Origin of the sequence: Bacteroides sp. OM05-12, from assembly GCF_003438995.1 — a bacterium.
In the GTDB taxonomy this organism is placed as follows: domain Bacteria; phylum Bacteroidota; class Bacteroidia; order Bacteroidales; family Bacteroidaceae; genus Bacteroides.
This window is the reverse complement of the sequence record NZ_QSUN01000003.1, coordinates 233,227-254,230: the sequence shown is the minus strand read 5'-3', so window position 1 is coordinate 254,230 and position 21,004 is coordinate 233,227. Positions and strand designations below refer to the sequence as shown.

The 21,004-nt window shown below is 41.8% G+C and carries 14 protein-coding genes; 10 read left to right on the top strand and 4 right to left on the bottom strand.

The annotated features are described in order from the left end of the window. Positions 1–31: 31 nt before the first annotated feature. A complete protein-coding gene (locus tag DXB63_RS04285) occupies positions 32–1,213 on the bottom strand; it encodes a MalY/PatB family protein (protein ID WP_122125158.1) in 1,182 nt (393 codons plus the stop codon). A 413-nt stretch (positions 1,214–1,626) separates the two neighbouring features. Here DXB63_RS04285 and ilvD point away from each other — a divergent pair, with 413 nt between their 5' ends. The 8 genes from ilvD to DXB63_RS04245 all read left to right on the top strand — a co-directional run bounded on the left by ilvD (position 1,627) and on the right by DXB63_RS04245 (position 13,797). Continuing rightward, positions 1,627–3,429 (top strand): dihydroxy-acid dehydratase, encoded by a 1,803-nt coding sequence (ilvD, locus tag DXB63_RS04280; protein WP_122125157.1) that lies wholly within the window; start codon positions 1,627–1,629, stop codon positions 3,427–3,429. 11 nt (positions 3,430–3,440) lie between these two features. After that, positions 3,441–5,138, top strand: coding sequence for a biosynthetic-type acetolactate synthase large subunit (gene ilvB / locus DXB63_RS04275; RefSeq protein WP_122125156.1), 1,698 nt, complete (start codon positions 3,441–3,443; stop codon positions 5,136–5,138). Between the two features lie 25 nt (positions 5,139–5,163). Beyond that, positions 5,164–5,721 (top strand): acetolactate synthase small subunit, encoded by a 558-nt coding sequence (ilvN, locus tag DXB63_RS04270; RefSeq protein WP_122125155.1) that lies wholly within the window; start codon positions 5,164–5,166, stop codon positions 5,719–5,721. 2 nt (positions 5,722–5,723) lie between these two features. Beyond that, positions 5,724–6,473 carry an acyl-[acyl-carrier-protein] thioesterase gene (locus DXB63_RS04265; protein ID WP_122125154.1) on the top strand — a complete coding sequence of 250 codons (750 nt, stop codon included), beginning with the start codon at positions 5,724–5,726 and terminating at the stop codon, positions 6,471–6,473. A 28-nt stretch (positions 6,474–6,501) separates the two neighbouring features. Further along, positions 6,502–7,548 carry a ketol-acid reductoisomerase gene (gene ilvC, locus DXB63_RS04260; RefSeq protein ID WP_122125153.1) on the top strand — a complete coding sequence of 349 codons (1,047 nt, stop codon included), beginning with the start codon at positions 6,502–6,504 and terminating at the stop codon, positions 7,546–7,548. A gap of 255 nt (positions 7,549–7,803) precedes the next feature. Further along, positions 7,804–9,456 (top strand): DUF6377 domain-containing protein, encoded by a 1,653-nt coding sequence (locus DXB63_RS04255; protein WP_122125152.1) that lies wholly within the window; start codon positions 7,804–7,806, stop codon positions 9,454–9,456. 220 nt (positions 9,457–9,676) lie between these two features. Next, the gene (locus tag DXB63_RS04250) at positions 9,677–11,893 is read left to right on the top strand and encodes a glycoside hydrolase family 3 C-terminal domain-containing protein (RefSeq protein WP_122125255.1); all 2,217 of its coding nucleotides are present in this window, start codon (positions 9,677–9,679) and stop codon (positions 11,891–11,893) included. A 254-nt stretch (positions 11,894–12,147) separates the two neighbouring features. After that, positions 12,148–13,797, top strand: coding sequence for a glycoside hydrolase family 30 beta sandwich domain-containing protein (locus DXB63_RS04245; protein ID WP_158563635.1), 1,650 nt, complete (start codon positions 12,148–12,150; stop codon positions 13,795–13,797). A gap of 160 nt (positions 13,798–13,957) precedes the next feature. Here DXB63_RS04245 and DXB63_RS04240 read toward each other — a convergent pair whose 3' ends face one another. After that, positions 13,958–15,097, bottom strand: a complete 1,140-nt coding sequence (locus DXB63_RS04240) for an OmpA family protein (protein WP_122125150.1) — start codon at positions 15,095–15,097, stop codon at positions 13,958–13,960. A gap of 206 nt (positions 15,098–15,303) precedes the next feature. On the opposite strand from DXB63_RS04240, the gene DXB63_RS04235 reads away from it, so the two are divergent. Together DXB63_RS04235 and DXB63_RS04230 are read left to right on the top strand one after the other, a co-directional pair. Further along, positions 15,304–16,281, top strand: a complete 978-nt coding sequence (locus DXB63_RS04235; RefSeq protein WP_122125149.1) for an N-acetylmuramoyl-L-alanine amidase — start codon at positions 15,304–15,306, stop codon at positions 16,279–16,281. Positions 16,282–16,292: 11 nt separating this feature from the next. Continuing rightward, complete coding sequence (locus DXB63_RS04230; RefSeq protein WP_122125148.1) at positions 16,293–17,546, top strand: mechanosensitive ion channel family protein; 1,254 nt, start codon at positions 16,293–16,295, stop codon at positions 17,544–17,546. A gap of 356 nt (positions 17,547–17,902) precedes the next feature. Here the strand turns inward: DXB63_RS04230 and DXB63_RS04225 are convergent, their stop codons facing one another. Together DXB63_RS04225 and DXB63_RS04220 are read right to left on the bottom strand one after the other, a co-directional pair. Next, entirely contained in the window at positions 17,903–19,831 is a 1,929-nt protein-coding gene (locus tag DXB63_RS04225) for an AAA domain-containing protein (RefSeq protein WP_122125147.1), read from the bottom strand. Between the two features lie 8 nt (positions 19,832–19,839). Continuing rightward, positions 19,840–20,793 carry a DMT family transporter gene (locus tag DXB63_RS04220; protein WP_122125146.1) on the bottom strand — a complete coding sequence of 318 codons (954 nt, stop codon included), beginning with the start codon at positions 20,791–20,793 and terminating at the stop codon, positions 19,840–19,842. Positions 20,794–21,004 lie beyond the last annotated feature (211 nt).

Sequence of the window (21,004 nt, the reverse complement as noted above, 5' to 3'; positions counted from 1 at the left end):
CCAGATTATTCTGAATTCGCAAAGATACGAATTATTTGTCGGGAAAGTGTTTATTGTAGGCTAATTTCAGATTATTAAGTGCTTTTTGCAGTATACTGCGCGGGCATCCGACATTCATGCGCATGAATCCGGTACCTTCTTTCCCGAACATCGCACCGTCGTTGAGGGCTAGTTTGGCATCTTCTACAAAAAAGTCGATTAGTTGTTGTTGAGTCATTCCGAGTGACCTGCAATCTAGAAATACAAGATAAGATGCTTGCGGACGAATTGCTTTTATTTTCGGCGTGTGAGATTGTAGAAATGAATCCAACAAATCGATATTACCTTGTATATATTCAGTAACTTGGTTCAACCACTCTTCTCCTTTTTCATAGGCAGTGGCTACGGTATGGAAGGCAAATATATGTCCGCTACCGGACTCTGTCTTTTCCAGTTGTTCGGTAAAACGCTCTTTTAGTGTCTTGTTTTCGATAATAGCGTATGCGCTGGATAACCCGGGGATGTTGAATGCCTTACTGGCTGCCATAAAAGTAATGGAATTCATGCGGGCTTCCTCGGAAACAGTTGCAAACGGATGGTGCTTGTGACCCGGTAAAGCGAGACCGGCATGAATCTCATCGGAAATAACCGGAACATGGTTCTCATGGCATATCTGCGCGATTTCGGAAAGCTCTTCTTTTGTCCAGATACGTCCGCCCGGGTTATGTGGGTTGCAAAGAATAAATAGCTTACAGGTTTTTATCAGTTCTTTAAATTGGGGAATATTCATCCGGTACTTGCCATCTTTCAGTATTAACGGGTTATAGACTACCTCCCGCTCGTTTTTCTCCGTAAAAATAAAGAATGGATGGTAAACCGGTGTTTGCATCATAACGCGGTCTCCGGGTTTTGTAAGACATTGGATAGCGAAAGCCAGTCCGGCAACTACTCCGGGAGTGAATTGAATCATTTCTTCCGTGACATTCCAGTTGTATCGTTTATCGAGCCAGCTATGAATGGCATCGAAATATCTCTGTGGTTTAACTGTATAACCTAAGATCTCATGTTCACAACGTTCTCGTATAGCGTCGATTATAAACTCGGGAGTACGGAAATCCATATCGGCTACCCACATCGGTAATAAATCCGTTCGTCCCCAGTTACTTAATAAACCTTCTATTTTTACGGCATCGGTACCTTTTCGGTCTATGATTTCATCAAAGTTATATTCCATAAGCTCATTTTTCTTACAAAGATAGAACAATTTATAAGACTAAGAGTTTCAAAAAGAGAGCTTTTTACTTTTTTCTCTTTTGAGATAAAAGAACTGTTTTAGTGATAAAATAAGGCAATAATATTCTATTTACTTTCAAATGATAATTATTATATGATTTTTTTCTTCAATTTGTTTGCATATTATAAAAGAAGCCTTACCTTTGCAACATAATTAAGAAAACGAGAGATAGAAAGTATGAATACAATAACATCCATTAACCTGGCAATTCTGCATATTATTCGCGTCGTGGTGATTCCATCAAGATCGTGAGGAAGGTTGTATATGTAATTGTATAGTAAAAAGATATATTTTAAAGCCTTTCTCACATGGATGAGAGAGGCTTTTTAATTTAAAAAGGGATTTAAGGTAAAATGAAGAATCAGTTACGTAGTTCGTTCAGTACACAAGGACGCCGGATGGCGGGAGCGAGAGCTCTGTGGGCTGCGAACGGTATGACAAGGGAGCAGTTGGGTAAGCCGATTATTGCAATCGTGAATTCGTTCACACAGTTTGTACCGGGGCATGTTCACCTCCATGAGATAGGGCAGAAGGTGAAAGCCGAAATAGAAAAGCTAGGTTGTTTTGCTGCGGAATTCAATACCATTGCCATTGACGACGGTATAGCCATGGGACACGACGGAATGCTTTATTCTCTTCCTTCCCGCGATATCATAGCCGACAGTGTGGAGTATATGGTCAATGCACATAAAGCGGATGCAATGGTTTGTATCTCTAATTGTGATAAGATTACTCCGGGAATGCTGATGGCTGCAATGAGATTGAATATTCCCACTGTATTTGTTTCCGGTGGTCCGATGGAAGCCGGAGAGTTGGACGGACAACATTTGGATTTGATAGATGCAATGATTAAATCAGCCGATGAAAGTGTCAGTGACGAGGATGTAGCCAAGATAGAGCAGCGGGCGTGCCCTTCATGCGGATGTTGTTCGGGAATGTTTACCGCAAACTCCATGAACTGTTTGAATGAGGCTATCGGATTGGCACTACCGGGCAACGGTACCATTGTCGCTACTCACGAAAACCGAACGAGACTATTTGAAGATGCGGCCAAACTGATTGTGAAGAATACCTATAAATATTATGAGGAGGGTGATGAAAGTGTACTTCCCCGGAGTATTGCTACCCGTCAGGCATTCTTGAATGCAATGACCTTGGATATAGCTATGGGAGGCTCTACGAATACCGTACTGCATTTGTTGGCGGTTGCACATGAGGCTGAAGTTGATTTCACAATGGATGATATCGATATGCTTTCATGTAAAAGTCCGTGTTTATGCAAGGTGGCTCCGAATACGCAGAAATATCATATACAAGATGTAAACCGTGCCGGAGGTATTATGGCGATTCTGGATGAACTGGCAAAAGCAGGATTAATCGATACTACGGTCTGCCGTGTGGATGGAATGACCTTGGCGGAAGCAATTGATAAGTATAGTATTGTCAGTCCGAATGTGCTTGAAGAGGCGATTGGGAAGTATAAAAGTGCGGCTGCCGGTAAGTTTAATCTTGTACTCGGATCACAGAATGCCTATTATAAGGAGTTGGATACAGACCGTATCAATGGTTGTATCCGTGATGTAGCACATGCCTATTCGAAAGACGGAGGGTTGGCTGTATTAAAAGGTAATATAGCACAAGACGGATGTGTAGTTAAGACAGCGGGAGTGGATGAAAGTATTTGGAAATTCTCCGGCCCGGCAAAAGTTTTTGATTCGCAGGAAGCTGCTTGTGAAGGTATTTTAGGGGGAAAGGTAGTGAGTGGAGATGTGGTAGTTATTACCCATGAGGGTCCTAAAGGCGGTCCCGGTATGCAGGAAATGCTTTATCCCACTTCTTATATAAAATCGAAGCATCTGGGCAAGGAGTGTGCTTTGATAACCGATGGGCGTTTCAGCGGAGGAACATCCGGCCTGAGTATCGGGCATATCTCGCCGGAAGCTGCCGCAGGTGGAAATATCGGTAAAATTCAGGATGGGGATATAATTGAGATAAATATACCGGAACGAACGATTAATGTAAAATTGACAGATGAAGAATTGTCAGCCCGCCCGATGACGCCTGTCACAAGGAAACGTAATGTTCCTAAAAGTCTGAAAGCTTATGCAAGTATGGTAAGCTCGGCTGATAAAGGGGCTGTGAGATTAATAGATTAAAAGGGAAGAGTATGGATAAAGAGATAATTTCAGGTGCGGAAGCTTTGATGCGCTCTTTGGAGTATCAGGGAGTTAAAACTATCTTTGGATATCCCGGAGGGTCTATCATGCCGGTATTCGATGCTTTATTTGATCATCAGGACAGGATGAACCATATATTGGTTCGCCATGAGCAGGGAGCTACGCATGCAGCACAAGGATTTGCAAGGGTTTCCGGTGAAGTCGGAGTTTGTTTGGTAACGAGCGGGCCCGGTGCTACCAATACGGTAACAGGTATTGCAGATGCTATGATTGACAGTACTCCACTGGTGATTATTGCCGGTCAGGTTGGTACGGCTTTCCTTGGTACAGATGCTTTTCAGGAAGTTGATTTGGTGGGTATTACGCAGCCTATAACAAAGTGGAGCTATCAGATTCGCCGGGCCGAAGATGTGGCTTGGGCGGTAGCTCGGGCTTTCTATATAGCAAAGAGCGGACGTCCGGGACCTGTAGTGCTGGATTTTGCAAAGAATGCTCAAGTCGAAACAACGGAATATGTGCCTGCGAAGCTCGATTTTATCCGCAGTTATGTTCCGGTTCCGGATGTGGATAAAGAGGCGATTATGGTTGCAGCTGAATTGATAAATCAAGCCAAACGTCCTTTGGTATTGGTAGGCCAGGGAGTGGAACTGGGAAATGCACAGGATGAACTTCGTACCTTTGTAGAAAAGGCGGATTTGCCGGTTGGATGTACGTTGCTTGGCTTGTCGGCATTGCCTACTGCACATCCTTTAAATAAGGGTATGTTAGGCATGCATGGTAATCTGGCTCCCAATGTTAAAACGAATGAATGTGATGTGCTGATTGCTGTCGGGATGCGCTTTGATGATCGTGTAACGGGTAAGTTAGACACCTATGCCAAACAAGCAAAGATCATACACTTTGATATAGATCCGGCTGAAATAGATAAAAATGTAAAGACGGATATTGCCGTTTTGGGTGATTGCAAAGAGACCTTGAAAGCTGTTACGGAATTGCTTGAACCTAATAATCATAAAGAATGGGTGGATAGCTTCTCTTCTTATGAAAAGGAAGAATTTGAAAAGGTTATTAAACCTGAACTATATCCGGCAAGTGATACTTTAAATATGGGCGAGGTAGTGCGTGCTGTGAGTGAAGCTACCAATAATGAGGCTGTTCTTGTCACGGATGTAGGGCAAAACCAAATGATGTCTGCGCGTTATTTTAAATATAGTAAGAACCGAAGTATCGTTACTTCCGGTGGATTGGGAACGATGGGATTCGGGTTACCTGCCGCCATAGGTGCTACTTTTGGGAGGCCGGATAGAACTGTATGCGTCTTTATGGGTGACGGAGGATTACAAATGAACATACAAGAATTTGGAACTGTTATGGAACAGAAAGCTCCGGTTAAGATGATTTTATTGAATAATAATTATCTGGGAAATGTACGTCAATGGCAGGCTATGTTCTTTAACCGCAGGTATTCTTTTACTCCGATGATGAATCCTGATTATATAAAAATAGCTTCAGCATACGATATTCCTGCGAAACGGGTACTATCCAGACAGGAATTAGATGAGGCGATCAGGGAAATGCTGGCGACAGATGGTCCTTATCTATTAGAGGCTTGTGTGATAGAAGAAGGAAACGTATTACCGATGACACCTCCGGGAGGTTCTGTAAATCAAATGTTAATGGAGTGTTAGACTTTAAAACGGTGACAAAATAAATATGGACAATAAGAAATTATATACATTGATCGTTCATTCGGAAAACATTGCCGGATTATTGAACCAAGTGACTGCTGTATTCACTCGTCGTCAGATAAACATTGAAAGTCTTAATGTATCGGCATCCTCTATTAAAGGGGTACATAAGTATACGATAACAGCTTGGACGGATCAGGATACGATAGAAAAGGTAGCAAAGCAAATCGAGAAGAAAATCGATGTTCTGCAAGCGCATTATTTTACGGACGATGAGATCTATTTCCATGAGATAGCTTTATATAAGGTTTCTACACCCATATTTCAGGAAAATCCGACAGCATCTAAAGTTATAAGAAAATATAATGCACGTATTGTAGAGGTTAATCCTGTGTTTGCAATTGTAGAAAAGAATGGAGTAAGTGAAGATATAACTTCACTTTATGAGGAATTGCAGGAACTGAAGTGTGTATTGCAATTTGTGCGTTCGGGACGGGTTGCCATTACCACCAGTTGTTTTGAAAGAGTAAATGAGTATCTTGCAGACCGTGAAGCGAAATATCAAAAAAATAAAAATATTTAGATATGACAGAGGAAAAAAGAAATAAGGTAGGTACATATGATTTTGTAGCAGAGCCTTTCCATGTAGATTTTACAGGTCATCTGACGATGAGTGTGCTTGGCAATCATTTATTGAATTGTGCAGGCTTTCATGCTGCGGATAGAGGATTCGGTATTGCTTCCTTAAATGAAAACCATTATACATGGGTACTTTCCCGTTTAGCAATAGAACTGGAAGAACTGCCGTTTCAATATGAATCGTTTAGTGTGCAGACTTGGGTGGAGAATGTATATCGTCTTTTCACTGATCGTAATTTCTCTATTTTGAATAAAGATGGTAAAACGATTGGTTATGCGCGTTCCGTATGGGCTATGATAAGTATGGAAACCCGTAAACCGGCAGATTTGCTGACGCTTCATGGGGGAAGTATAGTTGATTATGTATGTGACAAGGAGTGTCCGATAGAGAAACCGGGCAGAATTAAAATCAGTGATAAAGCCGTATCTACTGATTATCAAACAAAATATAGTGATATTGATATTAATGGTCATGTGAACAGTATCAAATATATAGAGCATATTCTTGACCTCTTTCCTATAGAAGTCTTTAAGGAAAAACGAATTAAACGTTTTGAAATGGCTTATGTGGCAGAGAGTTATTACGGGGATACACTTGCATTCTTTAAGGAAGAAGAAAATGAATATGAATATAATATTGAGGTTAAAAAGAACGGTGATGAAATAGTTTGCCGTAGTAAAGTGATATTTGTTTAATAGGTTTATATTTAAAAACGAGAAGAAAATGGCACAAATGAATTTTGGCGGTGTTGTAGAAAATGTAGTAACCCGCGAAGAGTTTCCTTTGGAGAAAGCACGTGAAGTATTGAAGAATGAAACAATAGCTGTAATCGGTTATGGTGTTCAGGGACCGGGTCAGTCTTTAAATCTGCGTGATAACGGTTTTAATGTGATTGTAGGTCAGCGTAAAGGTGGCAAGACTTGGGAAAAAGCTGTAGCTGACGGTTGGGTTCCGGGAGAAACGCTGTTTGATATTGAAGAGGCTTGTAAACGTGGTACGATTATACAGTATCTTCTTTCCGATGCTGCACAAATAGAAGTATGGCCAACCGTAAAGAAACATCTGACTCCGGGAAAAGCTCTTTATTTTTCTCATGGCTTTGCTATTACTTATAAAGAACGTACAGGTATTATTCCTCCTGCTGATGTAGATGTTATTTTGGTTGCGCCGAAAGGTTCCGGTACATCTCTTCGTACCATGTTTTTGGAAGGGCGTGGTTTGAACTCTTCTTATGCTATCTTCCAGGATGCGACAGGGAGAGCGTATGATCGTGTTATAGCTTTGGGAATCGGGGTAGGTTCCGGTTATTTATTTGAAACCACTTTTAAACGTGAAGTTTATTCAGACCTTACAGGAGAGCGCGGTACTTTGATGGGAGCTATCCAAGGTTTGCTTTTGGCACAGTATGAAACGTTGCGTGAGAACGGACATACACCTTCGGAGGCCTTTAATGAAACTGTGGAAGAATTGACTCAATCACTGATGCCATTGTTTGCAAAGAACGGTATGGACTGGATGTATGCAAATTGTTCTACGACGGCACAGAGGGGAGCATTGGATTGGATGGGTCCATTCCATGACGCTACAAAACCAGTCTTCCAAAAATTATATGCTGAAGTAGCCTGTGGAAATGAAGCGCAACGTTCTATTGATTCCAACTCACAACCTGATTATCGTGAAAAATTGAATGAAGAACTTCGCCAACTTCGTGAAAGTGAAATGTGGCAAGCCGGTGCTGTAGTACGTAAACTCCGCCCGGAGAATAGTTAATTCCCAAATAGATAATAACGCCATCTTTGAAATACTCGGAGATGGCGTTTCTCTATTGATAAAAAACATACGGTCCTTTGAAGACAAACATACGGTCCTTTGTTTGCAAACGATAGGAGTTTGTAAGCAAAGGACCGTATGCTGAAAAACGATTTTACTACCCTAAATAATTATCGGGTGAGCCCAACTTTCCCTAACCGGTCTTTTTCCCATTTAATATATTTGGTTATCTTTGTCAGTGCTTATGTATAGTATATGAAAAGATTAGCCATTTATCTAATATTGTTTTCTCTTACTTTAGGTGTCTTTGCAAGAAATGAAATAGACTCTTTGTTATTGGTATTGGATAAAACGATTCAAGAACATAAGATATATGAAAATATAAAGGTTAAGCGTTTTTCTCTCTTGAAAGAGAATGTTGCTAAGGCCGGACTACCCCAAGAAATTATTTACCGGCTAAATGAAGAACTATATGAAGAATATCGTTCTTATATATCTGACTCTGCGATACATTATTTATATAAAAACCTTGATTTGTCTGAAGTAATGCATGATAGGTACCGGCAGAATAAAACAAAATTTCAATTAGCTTATGTATTGGCTTCGACAGGGATGTATAAAGAGTCTATTGATATTCTTGACGCTGTGGATGTAGCGACATTAGACTCTGCTTTATTGATAGACTATTATATATCTTGTGATCGTGCATACGGTGAATTGACTTCCTATTCTCAGGATAAAAGAAAAGCTGTGGAATACGCAGAGAAATCAAAGAACTATAAAGACGTTTTATTAAAGATACTAGATAAAGACTCGGATTTGTATTTAAGTCTGCAAGAAGCTGTATATCGTGATAATGAAGAATTTGATAAGGCGGAGGCTATTAATGATATTCGTTTGGAAAGATGTGATTTTGGCTCTATGGAATATGCTTTGGTCGCTTTTCATAGGGCATTATTGTATCGTTGTCAAGATGATGTGGAGCAATTTAAAAAATATCTTATTTTATCAGCTTTATCGGATATAAAATCAGGGATAAAAGATCAGGCTTCTTTGTGGACGTTAGCAGATATTCTTTACAAAGAGGGAGATATAAATAGAGCATATAATTATATCTGCTTTTCGTGGGAAGAGTCTCAAATTTATAATGCACGTTTGCGTGTAGAGCAAATATCTAAAGTCCTCTCCGTTATTAATAACACTTATCAATTAGAGAGTGAGAGAAAAAGTAGACAGTTGCGTTTCTATTTGATACTGATAAGCGTATTATCTCTCTTTTTATTGGTGTCTATTGTCTATATTTATAAGCAGATGCGTTCATTGGCTATAGCGCGTAATAACTTAGAGGTTGCAAACAAACAATTGAACGGTTTAAACCATGAGTTATCGGAAATGAATGGTTGTTTGAAAGATTTTAATTTCAGATTATCAGAGTCTAATCATGTTAAGGAAGAGTATATTGGTCGATTTATGACTTTGTGTTCTACTTATATAGATAAATTGGAAGCCTATCGCAGGATGGTTAATAAGAAGCTTCAGTCCGGTCAAAGTGCGGAACTTTATAAGATAACGAGGGCTTCTAATATTACAGAAGAAGAATTAAAAGAGTTTTATCAGAATTTTGATACTACGTTCCTGTTCCTGTATCCTGATTTTGTGGCAGAGTTTAATGCCTTATTAGTTGATGAAGAACATATTGTTCTTAAGAAAGGCGAGCTATTAAATACGGAGCTGCGTATTTTTGCCCTAATTCGTTTAGGTATTAGTGACAGTTCTAAAATAGCTGAGTTCTTGCGCTATTCTGTGAATACGATTTATAACTATCGTGCTAAGGTGAAGAATAAAGCGAAGATTTCTCGTGACGATTTTGAAAGTCAGGTGATGCAAATAGGTTCTTTCAGTAAATAAAGGTATCCTTTCCCAACTCGTAGCTATCCACTTTTTAAGTAATTCCGTTTTGACGTAAATTGTTAGTAAATAACCGTTTATGCCTGTCTTACCTCCTTTGTATTCCACTATTGTATTTCACTGTATAGGAAATAACTACATATCAAGATATATTTGTAGAAGTAAATCTGTTGGCTGTACTTAGTAGATAAATATGATTGATTGTAAAATAGTAAAGAAGATGAATTTAAGATTAATGTCAATTACGGGATGCTTATTTTTGTTGGGTGTAGTAAAGGCTCAACAAAATATTCCGGTTTATTTGGATACTTCACGTTCTATTGAGGAAAGAGTGGAAGATGCTCTCTCCCGTATGACCGTAGAAGAGAAAGTAGCAATAACACATGCTCAGTCTAAGTTTAGTTCAGCCGGAGTACCTCGGTTGGGAATCCCGGAGAATTGGGCTAGTGACGGTCCTCATGGTATTCGTGCGGAAGTAATGTGGGATGAATGGTATGGTGCCAATTGGACAAATGATTCTTGTATCGCTTTTCCGGCATTAACCTGCTTGGCTGCATCTTGGAATCCGGAAGTATCTTATCTGTATGGTAAAAGTATTGGTGAAGAAGCCCGTTACAGGAATAAGAATATTCTTTTAGGGCCGGGAGTTAATATCTATCGCACTCCGTTGAACGGACGTAATTTTGAGTATATGGGAGAAGACCCTTATCTGGCATCGGTGATGGTAGTTCCTTATATTAAAGGGGTACAATCGAATGGTGTTGCTGCCTGCGTTAAACACTATGCGTTGAATAATCAGGAGATAGATCGTGACCATGTAAATGTGAATGTTGATGACCGTGCCTTATACGAGATTTATTTACCGGCATTTAAGGCTGCTGTTCAAGAAGGTAAGGCATGGGCTATCATGGGGTCTTACAATAAATATAAAGGTGAACACTGTTGTCACAATCAATATCTGCTGAATGATATTTTAAAACGTGATTGGGGATTTGACGGAGTTGTTGTCTCTGACTGGGGAGGCACTCACGATACAAAGGAGGCTATTTATAATGGTCTTGACATGGAGTTTGGCAGTTGGACCAACGGCTTGGATTGGGGAGCAAGTAATGCTTATGATAATTATTTCCTTGCAAATCCTTATTTGAAGTTATTGAAGTCCGGAGAAGTAACGGAGAAAGAGCTGAATGATAAAGTCCGTCGCATTCTTCGTTTGGTGTATCGGACGAATATGGATCATAATCGTCCTTATGGTTCATTCGGAACAAAAGAGCATGCACTTGCCGGCAGGCAGATTGCAGAGGAAGGCATTGTGCTTTTGAAAAATGATAGAAATGTATTGCCTGTGAACTTAAATAAGGTAAAGAAAATACTTGTGGTAGGCGAGAATGCAGTTAAAAAGATGACAGTAGGAGGGGGCTCTTCTTCTTTGAAAGCAAAATATGAAGTATCTCCGCTGGCCGGGATTCAGTCTCGTGTAGGAAAAGACGCAGAGGTGACTTATGTTCAGGGATATGCCTCTCCTGCCGTGAAAGAACAAGATGTGAAAGATGCGAAAGTGCCGGAACAAGAAAAGATTGATTATGCCGCTTTGCGTGAAGAAGCTGTCAAGGCAGCAAAGGGTGCGGATGTTGTATTTGTAGTGGGAGGCTTGAATAAAAATGATAATCAGGATTGTGAAGGCGATGATCGCAAGAGCTTAGGATTGCCGTATGAGCAAGATGAGTTGATTGCCGCACTGTCCAAAGTCAATCCGAATGTGGTTGTGGTGTTGGTAACGGGTAATGCTGTAGCAATGCCGTGGATAAAGAATGTTCCGTCCGTAGTTGAGGCTTGGTACGGTGGTACAGAAGCGGGTAATGCCATTGCGTCGATTCTGTTCGGGGATGTTAATCCTTCCGGTAAATTACCGTTTACATTCCCGGTTAAGTTGGAGGATAATAGTGCTCATGCTTTGGGTGAATATCCGGGAGATGGCGAAAATGTAACATATAAAGAAGGAATCTTTGTCGGTTATCGTTGGGCGGATAAGCAAAAGAGTAAACCATTGTTCCCGTTTGGGCACGGACTTAGTTATACTACCTTTGATTATGGTAAGGCGGTAGCTGATAAGAAAGTGATTTCTAAGGATGACCAAATCACCTTTACCGTGACTTTATCTAATGTCGGTAATCGTCCCGGAGCAGAAACCGTACAGCTTTATATTGGTGATAAGAAATCTTCTTTACCTCGTCCTGTAAAAGAGTTGAAAGGCTTTAAGAAAGTATATCTGACTGCCGGTGAGCAGAAAGAAGTATCTTTCACGATAGATAAAGAGGCTTTGAGCTTTTACGATGATACAAAAGGGCAGTGGGTAGTAGAGCCCGGTAAGTTTGAAGCATACATCGGAGCTTCTTCCGGAGATATTCGCAGTACGGTTGGTTTTGAGTTGAAATGATCATTAAGTAATAAGGTTATAGAAGGTTTTCAGGAGATAATAAGGGTATCTGTTCATTGGATATCCTTATTTTTTTGCTGTGAATAGTCCACTTTTTGTAGTAAACGGTATTGCCTTAATTATTTATATATCAAGGTTTTATTTCCTTTATTGCCTTGGATGAATCCACCAATTTATTTGAATGGAAAGATATGATTACTAATTCTTTTATATTTGTGCGAGATAAACTAAATATTCATCTTAAAGTTAATACAATGAAACATCATCTTGTAGTAAATTTATTCGTTATTCTTTTATTCTTCTCACAGTTTGGAACAGCTCAAGTCGTTACTTCATGGGAAACGTCTGCTGATAAAGCCAAACTTTTTCAAAAGCACTCGAAACTGAATTTTGTAGATGGCACCGGTAAGAATGGTACAAAGATATATATTGACGAGAATACAAAATACCAAAAAATAGAAGGTTTTGGGTGGGCATTAACAGAAGGAAGTGCGGAAGTCATCAGCCAACTAAGTGCTGAAAGACGAAAAGCGCTTTTGAATGAATTGTTTAACAGGCAAACGGGGATAGGCAGCGAAGTAATACGTATTAGTCTCGGTGCTTCAGACTTGAGTAATTCTTCTTATAGTTATCATGAATATCCCGAAGACAGAAGTTTGAGTAAGTTTAGTCTGGAAGGACCTGATTTGACTTATTTGATTCCTGTTTTGCAAGAAATCGTGGCTATTAATCCGGATATTAAAATAATTGCTACTCCATGGTCTCCACCTAAGTGGATGAAGACAAGCAATTCATACATCGGCGGGGAACTGAAAGAGTATGATATCTATGCAAAGTATTTCATTAAGTATTTTGAGGCGATGAAGGAACAGGGGATTAATATTTGGGCGATAACTCCTCAAAATGAACCGCATCATCCGCATAATGAACCGAGTATGTATATGACTAAAGAGCAACAGGTGGATTTTATTAATAGGTATCTGGGGCCGGCAATTGCGAATAGTGAATTCAAACATGTGAAGATTATTGCATGGGATCATAATTGTGATAATACGGAATATCCTATTTATGTGTGTAATAACAGCAGTTATGTGGATGGATCGGCTTTCCATTTGTACGGTGGAGATATCTCCGCGATGTCACAAACTTATCAGGCAACAGGAAAGCCGGTGTATTTTACAGAGCAATATACAGGTATCAATACGCCTTTTCATGAAGATTTCCAGTGGCATATGCAGTCTGTTATGCTGGGCTCTGTAAATAACTGGTCGAGTCTTACTTTGGAGTGGAACCTGGCGGCCAATGCAAAGTTGGAACCGCATACACCCGGAGGATGTGACACCTGTTTGGGTGCATTGACTGTAGACGGTTCCACCGTTACTCGTAATGTATCTTATTATTTGGTAGCCCAAATGTCGAAAGTTATTAAAAATGGTGCATATAGGATTAAGTCTTCGGGTAATGATGATCAATTGAAGTATGCTTCCTTTTTAAATTCAGATGGTTCTGTTGCGCTCGTGGTACATAACGGAGCCGGAAGTACCAAGACTTTTGATATTGTGTGGGAAGGTAAAGTGATTACCTACACTTTAACCGGAGGAACTACTGCTTCATTAACTTGGGGTGAGGGTGAAGTGCCGTCTGTCAATGAATCGCTTGCTCGTTCACAAAAAGGGTATAATATTTATCCTAATCCTACGGATGGTTATTTGAATATAGATATCAGTGAGGGTAATGAACTCTTTTCCCAATTATATTCGATGTCAGGGGAATTACTGTGCTCTCAGTATGTAACGGGTTTATTGAATCAGATTAATTTGTCGGGCATGGCAGACGGATTATACTTTTTGAAGCTTCAAAACCAAAAGGAAGTAGTGTATAGTCAAGTGATAAAGAGGAAGTAATAGTCGGCTAAAATATCTCTCGCTTTTCTGAGATGTACGACTCGCCGCTCTGAGTCGTACGACTCACAATTCTGAGACGTACAACTCACGGCTCTGAGACGTACGACTCACAACGGTGAAACGTACGACTCAGAAAGGTGAGACGTACGTCTCAGAAAACTTACTTCTCTTTATCGGTACAGATGATGACAACACGGTTCATGTCATTCTCTTTGAATGGCTGCACTGTATCGCCTTTTGCTTCGGTAATGATTCTGTCTTTATCAATACCGGATCTGATCAGTAATTGAGTCAGGTTTTGGGCACGGTTTCTGGATGTTCTCAGATTAATCTGTGCTGTGCCGGTGCCTGCGTCTGCGTATCCCGTCACGATAATCCGTGCGTCCGGATGATTCTTTGCCCACTCCAAGAGTTGATCTATTTTCTGTTTTTCTCCGGTCGGAACCACCAACTGATTAATGGAATAGAATATCTCGGAACTGTACGCTGCTTGCTCTTCCTTTTGAGGTTGGGTGTTTTGCTTCTCTGTATTTGCCTGAGGCTCATTTATTGTTTCGGGCACTTTCTGCTCAACTCGTTGCTCATTGGTCTTTTGGTTGTTTTCCTCGATTACCGTCGGAGCCACTACCACCGGCGCTGCTGCTTTCTTGCCAAATTTGTAAGTTACTCCCGCCAAGGCATTGCAATACCAGTCATTATTGCCGCCGTCTTTGGAATTGAAACGGTCTGACAATATATTGGCGTTCACTTCCAAATTCAGACTCCAGCGAGAGCTGAGGCGGAAATCTCCTTGCATGCCGAATCTCCCTGTGATCCTATTAAACTTCTCCCAATTATAAGTAAAGTCGGAAGCATTGGGCAGATCATTCGCTCCGTTGTTAAAACCATGGTTGAATCCGACTCCTCCTAATAAGTACAGGTCAAAAACTCTTTTTGCTTTGTAGGAAGAAAACAGGTTCATGAGGTTGATCAGTACGTCCGCATTCACTCCGATGTAGTTGAATTTGTACTTTTCATACGGAGAGATCCACGCACCTTTAGCCTCCCAACCGTTTACTTGGAGACGTGCTCCCCAGATTGGGGTGAATTGACGTCCGAATGATAGAGCTGCTGTTGGTGAGATTAGTTTGGAGAAAGTGGCTTCACCTACCGTATAAGCACCTCCTACTTGTCCCTGCATAAACCAATAGGGACTGAATATATCTTTGTCTTTTGTATTTGTTGTCTCCTGACTGAATGCGGAGTTGTTGCTGCCGAAAGCAATAATTGACAGTACGGCTAAAATCGTTTTTGTTTTCATATGCTTCACGTTTTATATGTATTCACAAAAGTAGTAATTCCCATTCGAATGTGTTAATTAATGTAATCCTGAAACTTAAAATTAACAAATGGGATGCGTCAGATGATGTTACAGCAAGGGTATTCGTAAGGGCGTTAACTTCTTTTCAAGGGAATCATTGCTGTAAATCATTGCTCTGTCCCGATTTTTATTTTATTTTTGCAAACATGAAGAAGATGTATCTTGTTATGTTTGCTGTGCTGTTGTGTCTTTGTTCCGTTACATTGTACGGACAAGAAACGGCACGACCGAAGAAAGGGGAGGGAATAAGTCTTCTCTTGCAGCGGTTTAACCGGACAAAAAAGCAGCACTACGATTTGTTCTTGGAACTGAATAAAGGTAAGTTTACTAAGGATAACGGTTTGAAGCTGAATGTCGATTACATATTACCTCCTTTGGAAGCAGGGAATCAAGAACCTTTGTTCGGAAAGAAACTGGCTAAATATAAAGTTGAGTCTCAGGAGTTAAGCGGGGCATGTTTTTATTTGGTCAGCGGACACGGAGGGCCCGATCCGGGAGCTATCGGTATTGCGCATGGAAAGCAATTGCATGAAGATGAGTATGCTTATGATATCGTATTGAGGTTGGCACGCAATTTATTAATGAAAGGAGCCAAGGTTCATATTATCATTCAGGATGAAAAAGACGGCATCCGTGATGATAAATATCTGTCGAACAGTAGTCGGGAGACTTGTATGGGGGCAACTATTCCCCTTAATCAAGTGGAACGTCTAAGACAACGGTGTGATAAAGTGAACAGTTTGTATGCGAAAGACAAAGAGAGTTATCGCCGTGCTGCTTTTGTCCACGTAGACAGTCGCGGGAAAGGGCAGCAGATAGATGTCTTTTTTTATCATTGCGAAGGCAGTGAGAAAGGAAAACGTTTGGCTAATACAATCAGGGATACTTTCAATAAGAAATATGATAAGCATCAGCCAAACAGGGGATTTGAAGGTACGGTAAGCGCACGCAACTTATATGTGCTTCGGAATACAAAGCCTGTTTCCGTGTTTCTGGAGCTGGGGAATATACAGAACAAAAGAGACTTACAACGGTTGATTATTCCTGATAACCGGCAGGCGTTGGCTAACTGGATATGTGAGGGCATGGTGAAGGATTATCAAAATGAAAAGAAGAATAAATAACTATTTTGCAGATGAAGATGATACGTGAGTGGATAAATACCCTTTTGGCTCAATGGGGAATGCAAACGGAAACAGTGGGATGGATGGAGCGGATTGTCATTATCGCTATTATCCTGTTGATTGCCTTTCTGGCGGATTTGATTTGCCGCAGGATTATTGTGGAAGGAATCAAGAGACTGACAAAGCGCACACGCGCCACTTGGGATGATCTTGTCTTTAATGACAAGGTTCTCAATAATTTTTGCCACATAATACCACCTGTACTGATCTATATATTGATGCCGCTTGCCTTTCCCGATACGCCGGGCATATTGGCTTTTCTCCTTAAAATCTGTATGGTCTATATCATTGCGGTTGCGTTGAAGTTTGTCAATGTGTTTCTTGGGGTACTGTTTGAATTGACCAATCAGAAGAAAGAGTTTCGCGACCGTCCGTTGAAGGGTGTTTATCAGATTGTTCAGGTCGGGTTATTCTTTGTCGGCACGATTCTTATTATCAGTATTCTTATCAATAAGTCTCCGATTCATCTTTTTGCCGGATTGGGTGCGTCGGCTGCTATCCTGATGTTGGTGTTTAAGGATACCATTATGGGGTTTGTTTCCGGCATTCAGTTGGCAGCCAATGATATGCTTCGTCCGGGAGACTGGATTACGATGGCTAAGTACGGTGCGGACGGAACGGTCATAGATGTATCGCTGAATACGGTAAAAGTGCGCAACTGGGATAATACGATTACTACTATACCTCCGTATGCGCTGGTCAGTGACTCTTTTCAGAATTGGCGGGGAATGCAGGAATCGGATGGAAGGCGTGTGAAGCGTTCTATTAATATAGATATGAACAGTGTACGTTTTTGTACGTCCGGGATGTTGGCGGAATATCGCACGATTGTTTTGTTGCGTGACTATATAGACCATACGGAGAAGGCGGTTCAGGAGTATAACGTGGAACATGGCTTGAATGACGATAATTTGGTGAACGGACGCCATCAGACAAATTTGGGAGTCTTTCGTGCTTATCTGGAACGTTATATAGAGAGTTTGCCGGTGGTCAGCAAGGGTTTGACGCACATGGTACGTCAGTTGCAACCTACGGAGAAAGGTATTCCGTTGGAAATCTATTTCTTTTGCAGGGATAAGAATTGGATTGCATACGAACGGGTTCAGGCAGATGTGTTCGACCATATCCTTGCGGTGATTCCGGTGTTTGGTTTACAGGTGTTCCAAGAACCGTCCGGCAAAGATTTGAAAGAATTGAAGCGATAATATTAGAGGCGGGACGCTTTTTAATATATTGATTTTATACCCCCTTGCTTCATTTTTGTCGCGGAGCTCATTATCAGTGCTTTATAAAAACAGGTGGTTCTCAGAAGGTGCTGTGGGGCAGGTCTGTGAAAACTTCGTACATTAGTCTCCCTTATGTGTGTCGAAAATTTGTCGCGCTTTTTGCAGAGTATCATAAAGCCGCACTACATCTTCTTGCCTGACGCACTACGTCTTTATGGCAGATACCCTGCATCTTTCGTCCGGTTGATACGGGAGAATTCTCTTAGCCGGAGGGGCGAACAACTTTATTCCCAAGGAAGGAAAGGATTAGAGCTACGGTCTGTTACGGATTTCCGTCAGGACGTCACTTCGGGATCTTCTTGATGGGGCATGATATGCTTTATGACGCCTCTTTCCTGTATATATTCATATAATTTTTTGTAAAAGGCGTGTCGGGTAAGCGTGGAAGCATCGCCCAGGATGATTAGCTTCATGCGGGCACGGGTGATGGCTACATTCATTCGCCTCAGGTCATTTAGGAAGCCGATTTGTCCGTCCTCGTTGGCTCTTACAAGGCTGATTAGGATGACGTCACGTTCTTGTCCCTGAAAACCGTCGACGGTGTTGATGGTGATTAGTTGCCGGAACGGTTTGAAGAAGTTGCTCCGACGTAGAAGCTGACGAAGGTATTGCACCTGAGCTTTGTAGGGTGAGATAAGCCCGAAGTCTATCCGTTCTTCCAATACGCGGGCTATGCCTATTTTATGGATGTACTCTTCCAGCTTTTCCATCAGCATGTGGGCTTCGGGTTTATTGATTCGCCCGAAGTTTTCACCGATAAACTCTTCCTTGTATTCGCAGCCTTCCGTGTCATACCATTCCAATGTAGTGTCATAATCCAATATGCCTCTGTATTTTACTTCCGGTGCGGATTTTAGTTCGTTATGGTAAAACCATAGGGAAGGGAAGTGCATAATATCGTCATTCATACGGTATTGCACTTTTAGCAAGGAGACGCTTTCGGGTTTCGTGGCTGCGATTTTTTGCATCAACGTCCGGTCTAATCCTCTGCGGGCAGCTTCAATGCACTTTATGGTAGGCGGCAGTTGGCAGTGGTCTCCGGCAAAGACTACGCGGTCGGCTTTTCGTATGGCTACCCAGCAGGCTGCTTCCAATGCCTGTGCTGCTTCGTCGATGAAAAGTGTGGAGAAACGCCTTCCGGTCAACGTGCGGTTGGCAGAGCTGATGAGGGTGGAGGCGATGACGCGTGCCTCGCCGAAGAGCGATTCGTTGATACGTATCTCCAGTTCCGTAGCCCTGTCTTTCAGTGCGGCTATTTTGGCGCGGATATTCTCGTGTCCGGCGCTTCTTGATTTGCCGTGCAATTCCCGTATGGCTTTGCGTATGCTCCATAGTTCGGAGTAATCCGGATGTGATTCAAATCTCCTTTCGTAGGTGAATGAGAGCATCTTGTCATTCACTCTGGTAGGGTTTCCTATGCGGAGCACGTTGATGCCACGGTCTACGAGCTTTTCTGAGATCCAATCTACCGCCATATTGCTTTGTGCACAGACTAATACTTGGTTCTCACGGTGAAGGGTTTCGTAAATCGCTTCTACGAGAGTGGTGGTTTTACCGGTTCCGGGAGGTCCGTGTACGATTGCCACATCTTTTGCCTGCAACACTTTATTGACGGCCTCTTCTTGTGTCATGTTCAGCCAAGGGAAGCGTACGGGGAAGAATGAACGCCGAGCGGGAGGTACACTGCCGATTAAAATATCTTTCAGTTCTGCCAGCCGGTTGCCTTTGGCACGTATCGTATCTGCCAACGCTTCGAACATGGTACGGTAACTGGTTTCGTCGAAGTAAAGTTGCACGCCCAGCCTTTCTGCTCCCTGTATATCCGTTAATGCCGAAGAGTTGGGTATTACTATGACCATCCGTTCGTCATCGGCATAGCTGACTTGCCCCGTAAAATTAAAGTACCGCACATTTTCCGCTGCATCTTGTGTAAAGAAACAGACCGGACGTCCGTATTCGAAATTATGTTCGGTCTCTTTATCCTCCCGGCGCTCTATTTCTATGACAAGTTGGTTCAGTGAATTGTAATAGCTTCTGCCTGTAAAGACCGGATACCAGCATAAACCTCTTTTTATCTTCCTTGTTATGCCCATTACTTGTGTTTGCTGCCGGAACGTTTCTTTTTCGTAATCGTATTCCAACTGTAACAACTGCTGTTGTTGCTGCAAACTTAAAATGGGGGAGAGGATATTGTGGTTGGGCATGATGTTTTTTATTTGTGGGTGCCGGGTGCTGCCTGGTCTGTTGCTTTAATCTTTAAAGCGTCCAGTTGTGCTTTTGATTTGCTTTGTGTCACAATATAGACTCCGGTAAATACCAGTATGATAGCTCCCGCCTTAGACCACCCGAAAGTATCCATTCCCATTGCCACGGCAATGGCTGAGGCTACGATGGGCTGTACATAATTGTACATGCTGACAAGCGTAGGGCGCAGATTCTTTTGACCTACCATTACAAGCAGATAGGCGAGGAATGTTGCTCCCAATACCACAAAAGCTATCCCTGCATACACCTCGGTACTGATATGGGCGAATTCTATGGAAGCCACATCCCGGTAGGAGAATGGTATGAAGCACATGGATGCGTAGATAAACATCCATTTCATGATGGTGATAGCGGAATATTTGGTAATAAGGTTTCGGAATACGGTAAGATAGATGGCGAAACTGATTTGTGCCGTCAGGCAGAGCAAGTCTCCCCACACACTACCCGATTTGCCTGTAGCTGCGCTTTGACTGCTCAGTATAAGTATCAAGGCTCCCATAGCACCGATGAAAATGCCCAGGACTTTCTTGCCGGTCACCGGTTCTTTCAGATAAATGGCCGCTACAATCATCGTGACGATAGGGGTGGTAGTACATACGATGGAGGCGTCGATAGGCGAGGTGAGGGATAGCCCGAAGATGAAACTACCCTGATTGAGCACGATGCCGAACAGTGCCGCAAAGAAAAGCATAAAAAGATCTTCCGGCTTGACGTGTTCTTTTTTCGTAAACAAGGATGCCGCCCAAAATGCGATAGCTGCGCCTACCATGCGGAAAGTAGTCAATGAGAGAGGGGTAACATACGGACTGTCCAGCACGGCTTTTCCTATCGGAGAGTTCAATCCCCAGATAATGTTCGCCATCAGCATGGCGATGTGCCCTTTATAATGCTTGTCATTCATCTTGCTGTTACATTTAGTGTATTGAAAACCGTCGCGAAATTAATACTTTTTTTCGTAGGGAGGGGTAGAGACTGTGTTTTATTTCAGTTACGTGATGGTTGCTACTAAAAAATTAACCCCCCTGTAAACACTACAGAAGGGTTAACCGTTTCTCCACTGAGAAACCTACTAGATTCTATAATAAAAACTAAACTGAGTCTGAAAAGGAGAG

Coding starts and splice junctions, on each gene's coding strand:
- ilvD (WP_122125157.1), top strand. CDS start 1,627: ATGAAGAATCAGTTACGTAGTTCGTTCAGTACACAAGGACGCCGGATG.
- DXB63_RS04230 (WP_122125148.1), top strand. CDS start 16,293: ATGAAGATGATACGTGAGTGGATAAATACCCTTTTGGCTCAATGGGGA.
- ilvC (WP_122125153.1), top strand. CDS start 6,502: ATGGCACAAATGAATTTTGGCGGTGTTGTAGAAAATGTAGTAACCCGC.
- DXB63_RS04220 (WP_122125146.1), bottom strand. CDS start 20,793: ATGAATGACAAGCATTATAAAGGGCACATCGCCATGCTGATGGCGAAC.
- DXB63_RS04255 (WP_122125152.1), top strand. CDS start 7,804: ATGAAAAGATTAGCCATTTATCTAATATTGTTTTCTCTTACTTTAGGT.
- DXB63_RS04245 (WP_158563635.1), top strand. CDS start 12,148: ATGAAACATCATCTTGTAGTAAATTTATTCGTTATTCTTTTATTCTTC.
- ilvB (WP_122125156.1), top strand. CDS start 3,441: ATGGATAAAGAGATAATTTCAGGTGCGGAAGCTTTGATGCGCTCTTTG.
- ilvN (WP_122125155.1), top strand. CDS start 5,164: ATGGACAATAAGAAATTATATACATTGATCGTTCATTCGGAAAACATT.
- DXB63_RS04285 (WP_122125158.1), bottom strand. CDS start 1,213: ATGGAATATAACTTTGATGAAATCATAGACCGAAAAGGTACCGATGCC.
- DXB63_RS04235 (WP_122125149.1), top strand. CDS start 15,304: ATGAAGAAGATGTATCTTGTTATGTTTGCTGTGCTGTTGTGTCTTTGT.
- DXB63_RS04240 (WP_122125150.1), bottom strand. CDS start 15,097: ATGAAAACAAAAACGATTTTAGCCGTACTGTCAATTATTGCTTTCGGC.
- DXB63_RS04250 (WP_122125255.1), top strand. CDS start 9,677: ATGAATTTAAGATTAATGTCAATTACGGGATGCTTATTTTTGTTGGGT.
- DXB63_RS04265 (WP_122125154.1), top strand. CDS start 5,724: ATGACAGAGGAAAAAAGAAATAAGGTAGGTACATATGATTTTGTAGCA.
- DXB63_RS04225 (WP_122125147.1), bottom strand. CDS start 19,831: ATGCCCAACCACAATATCCTCTCCCCCATTTTAAGTTTGCAGCAACAA.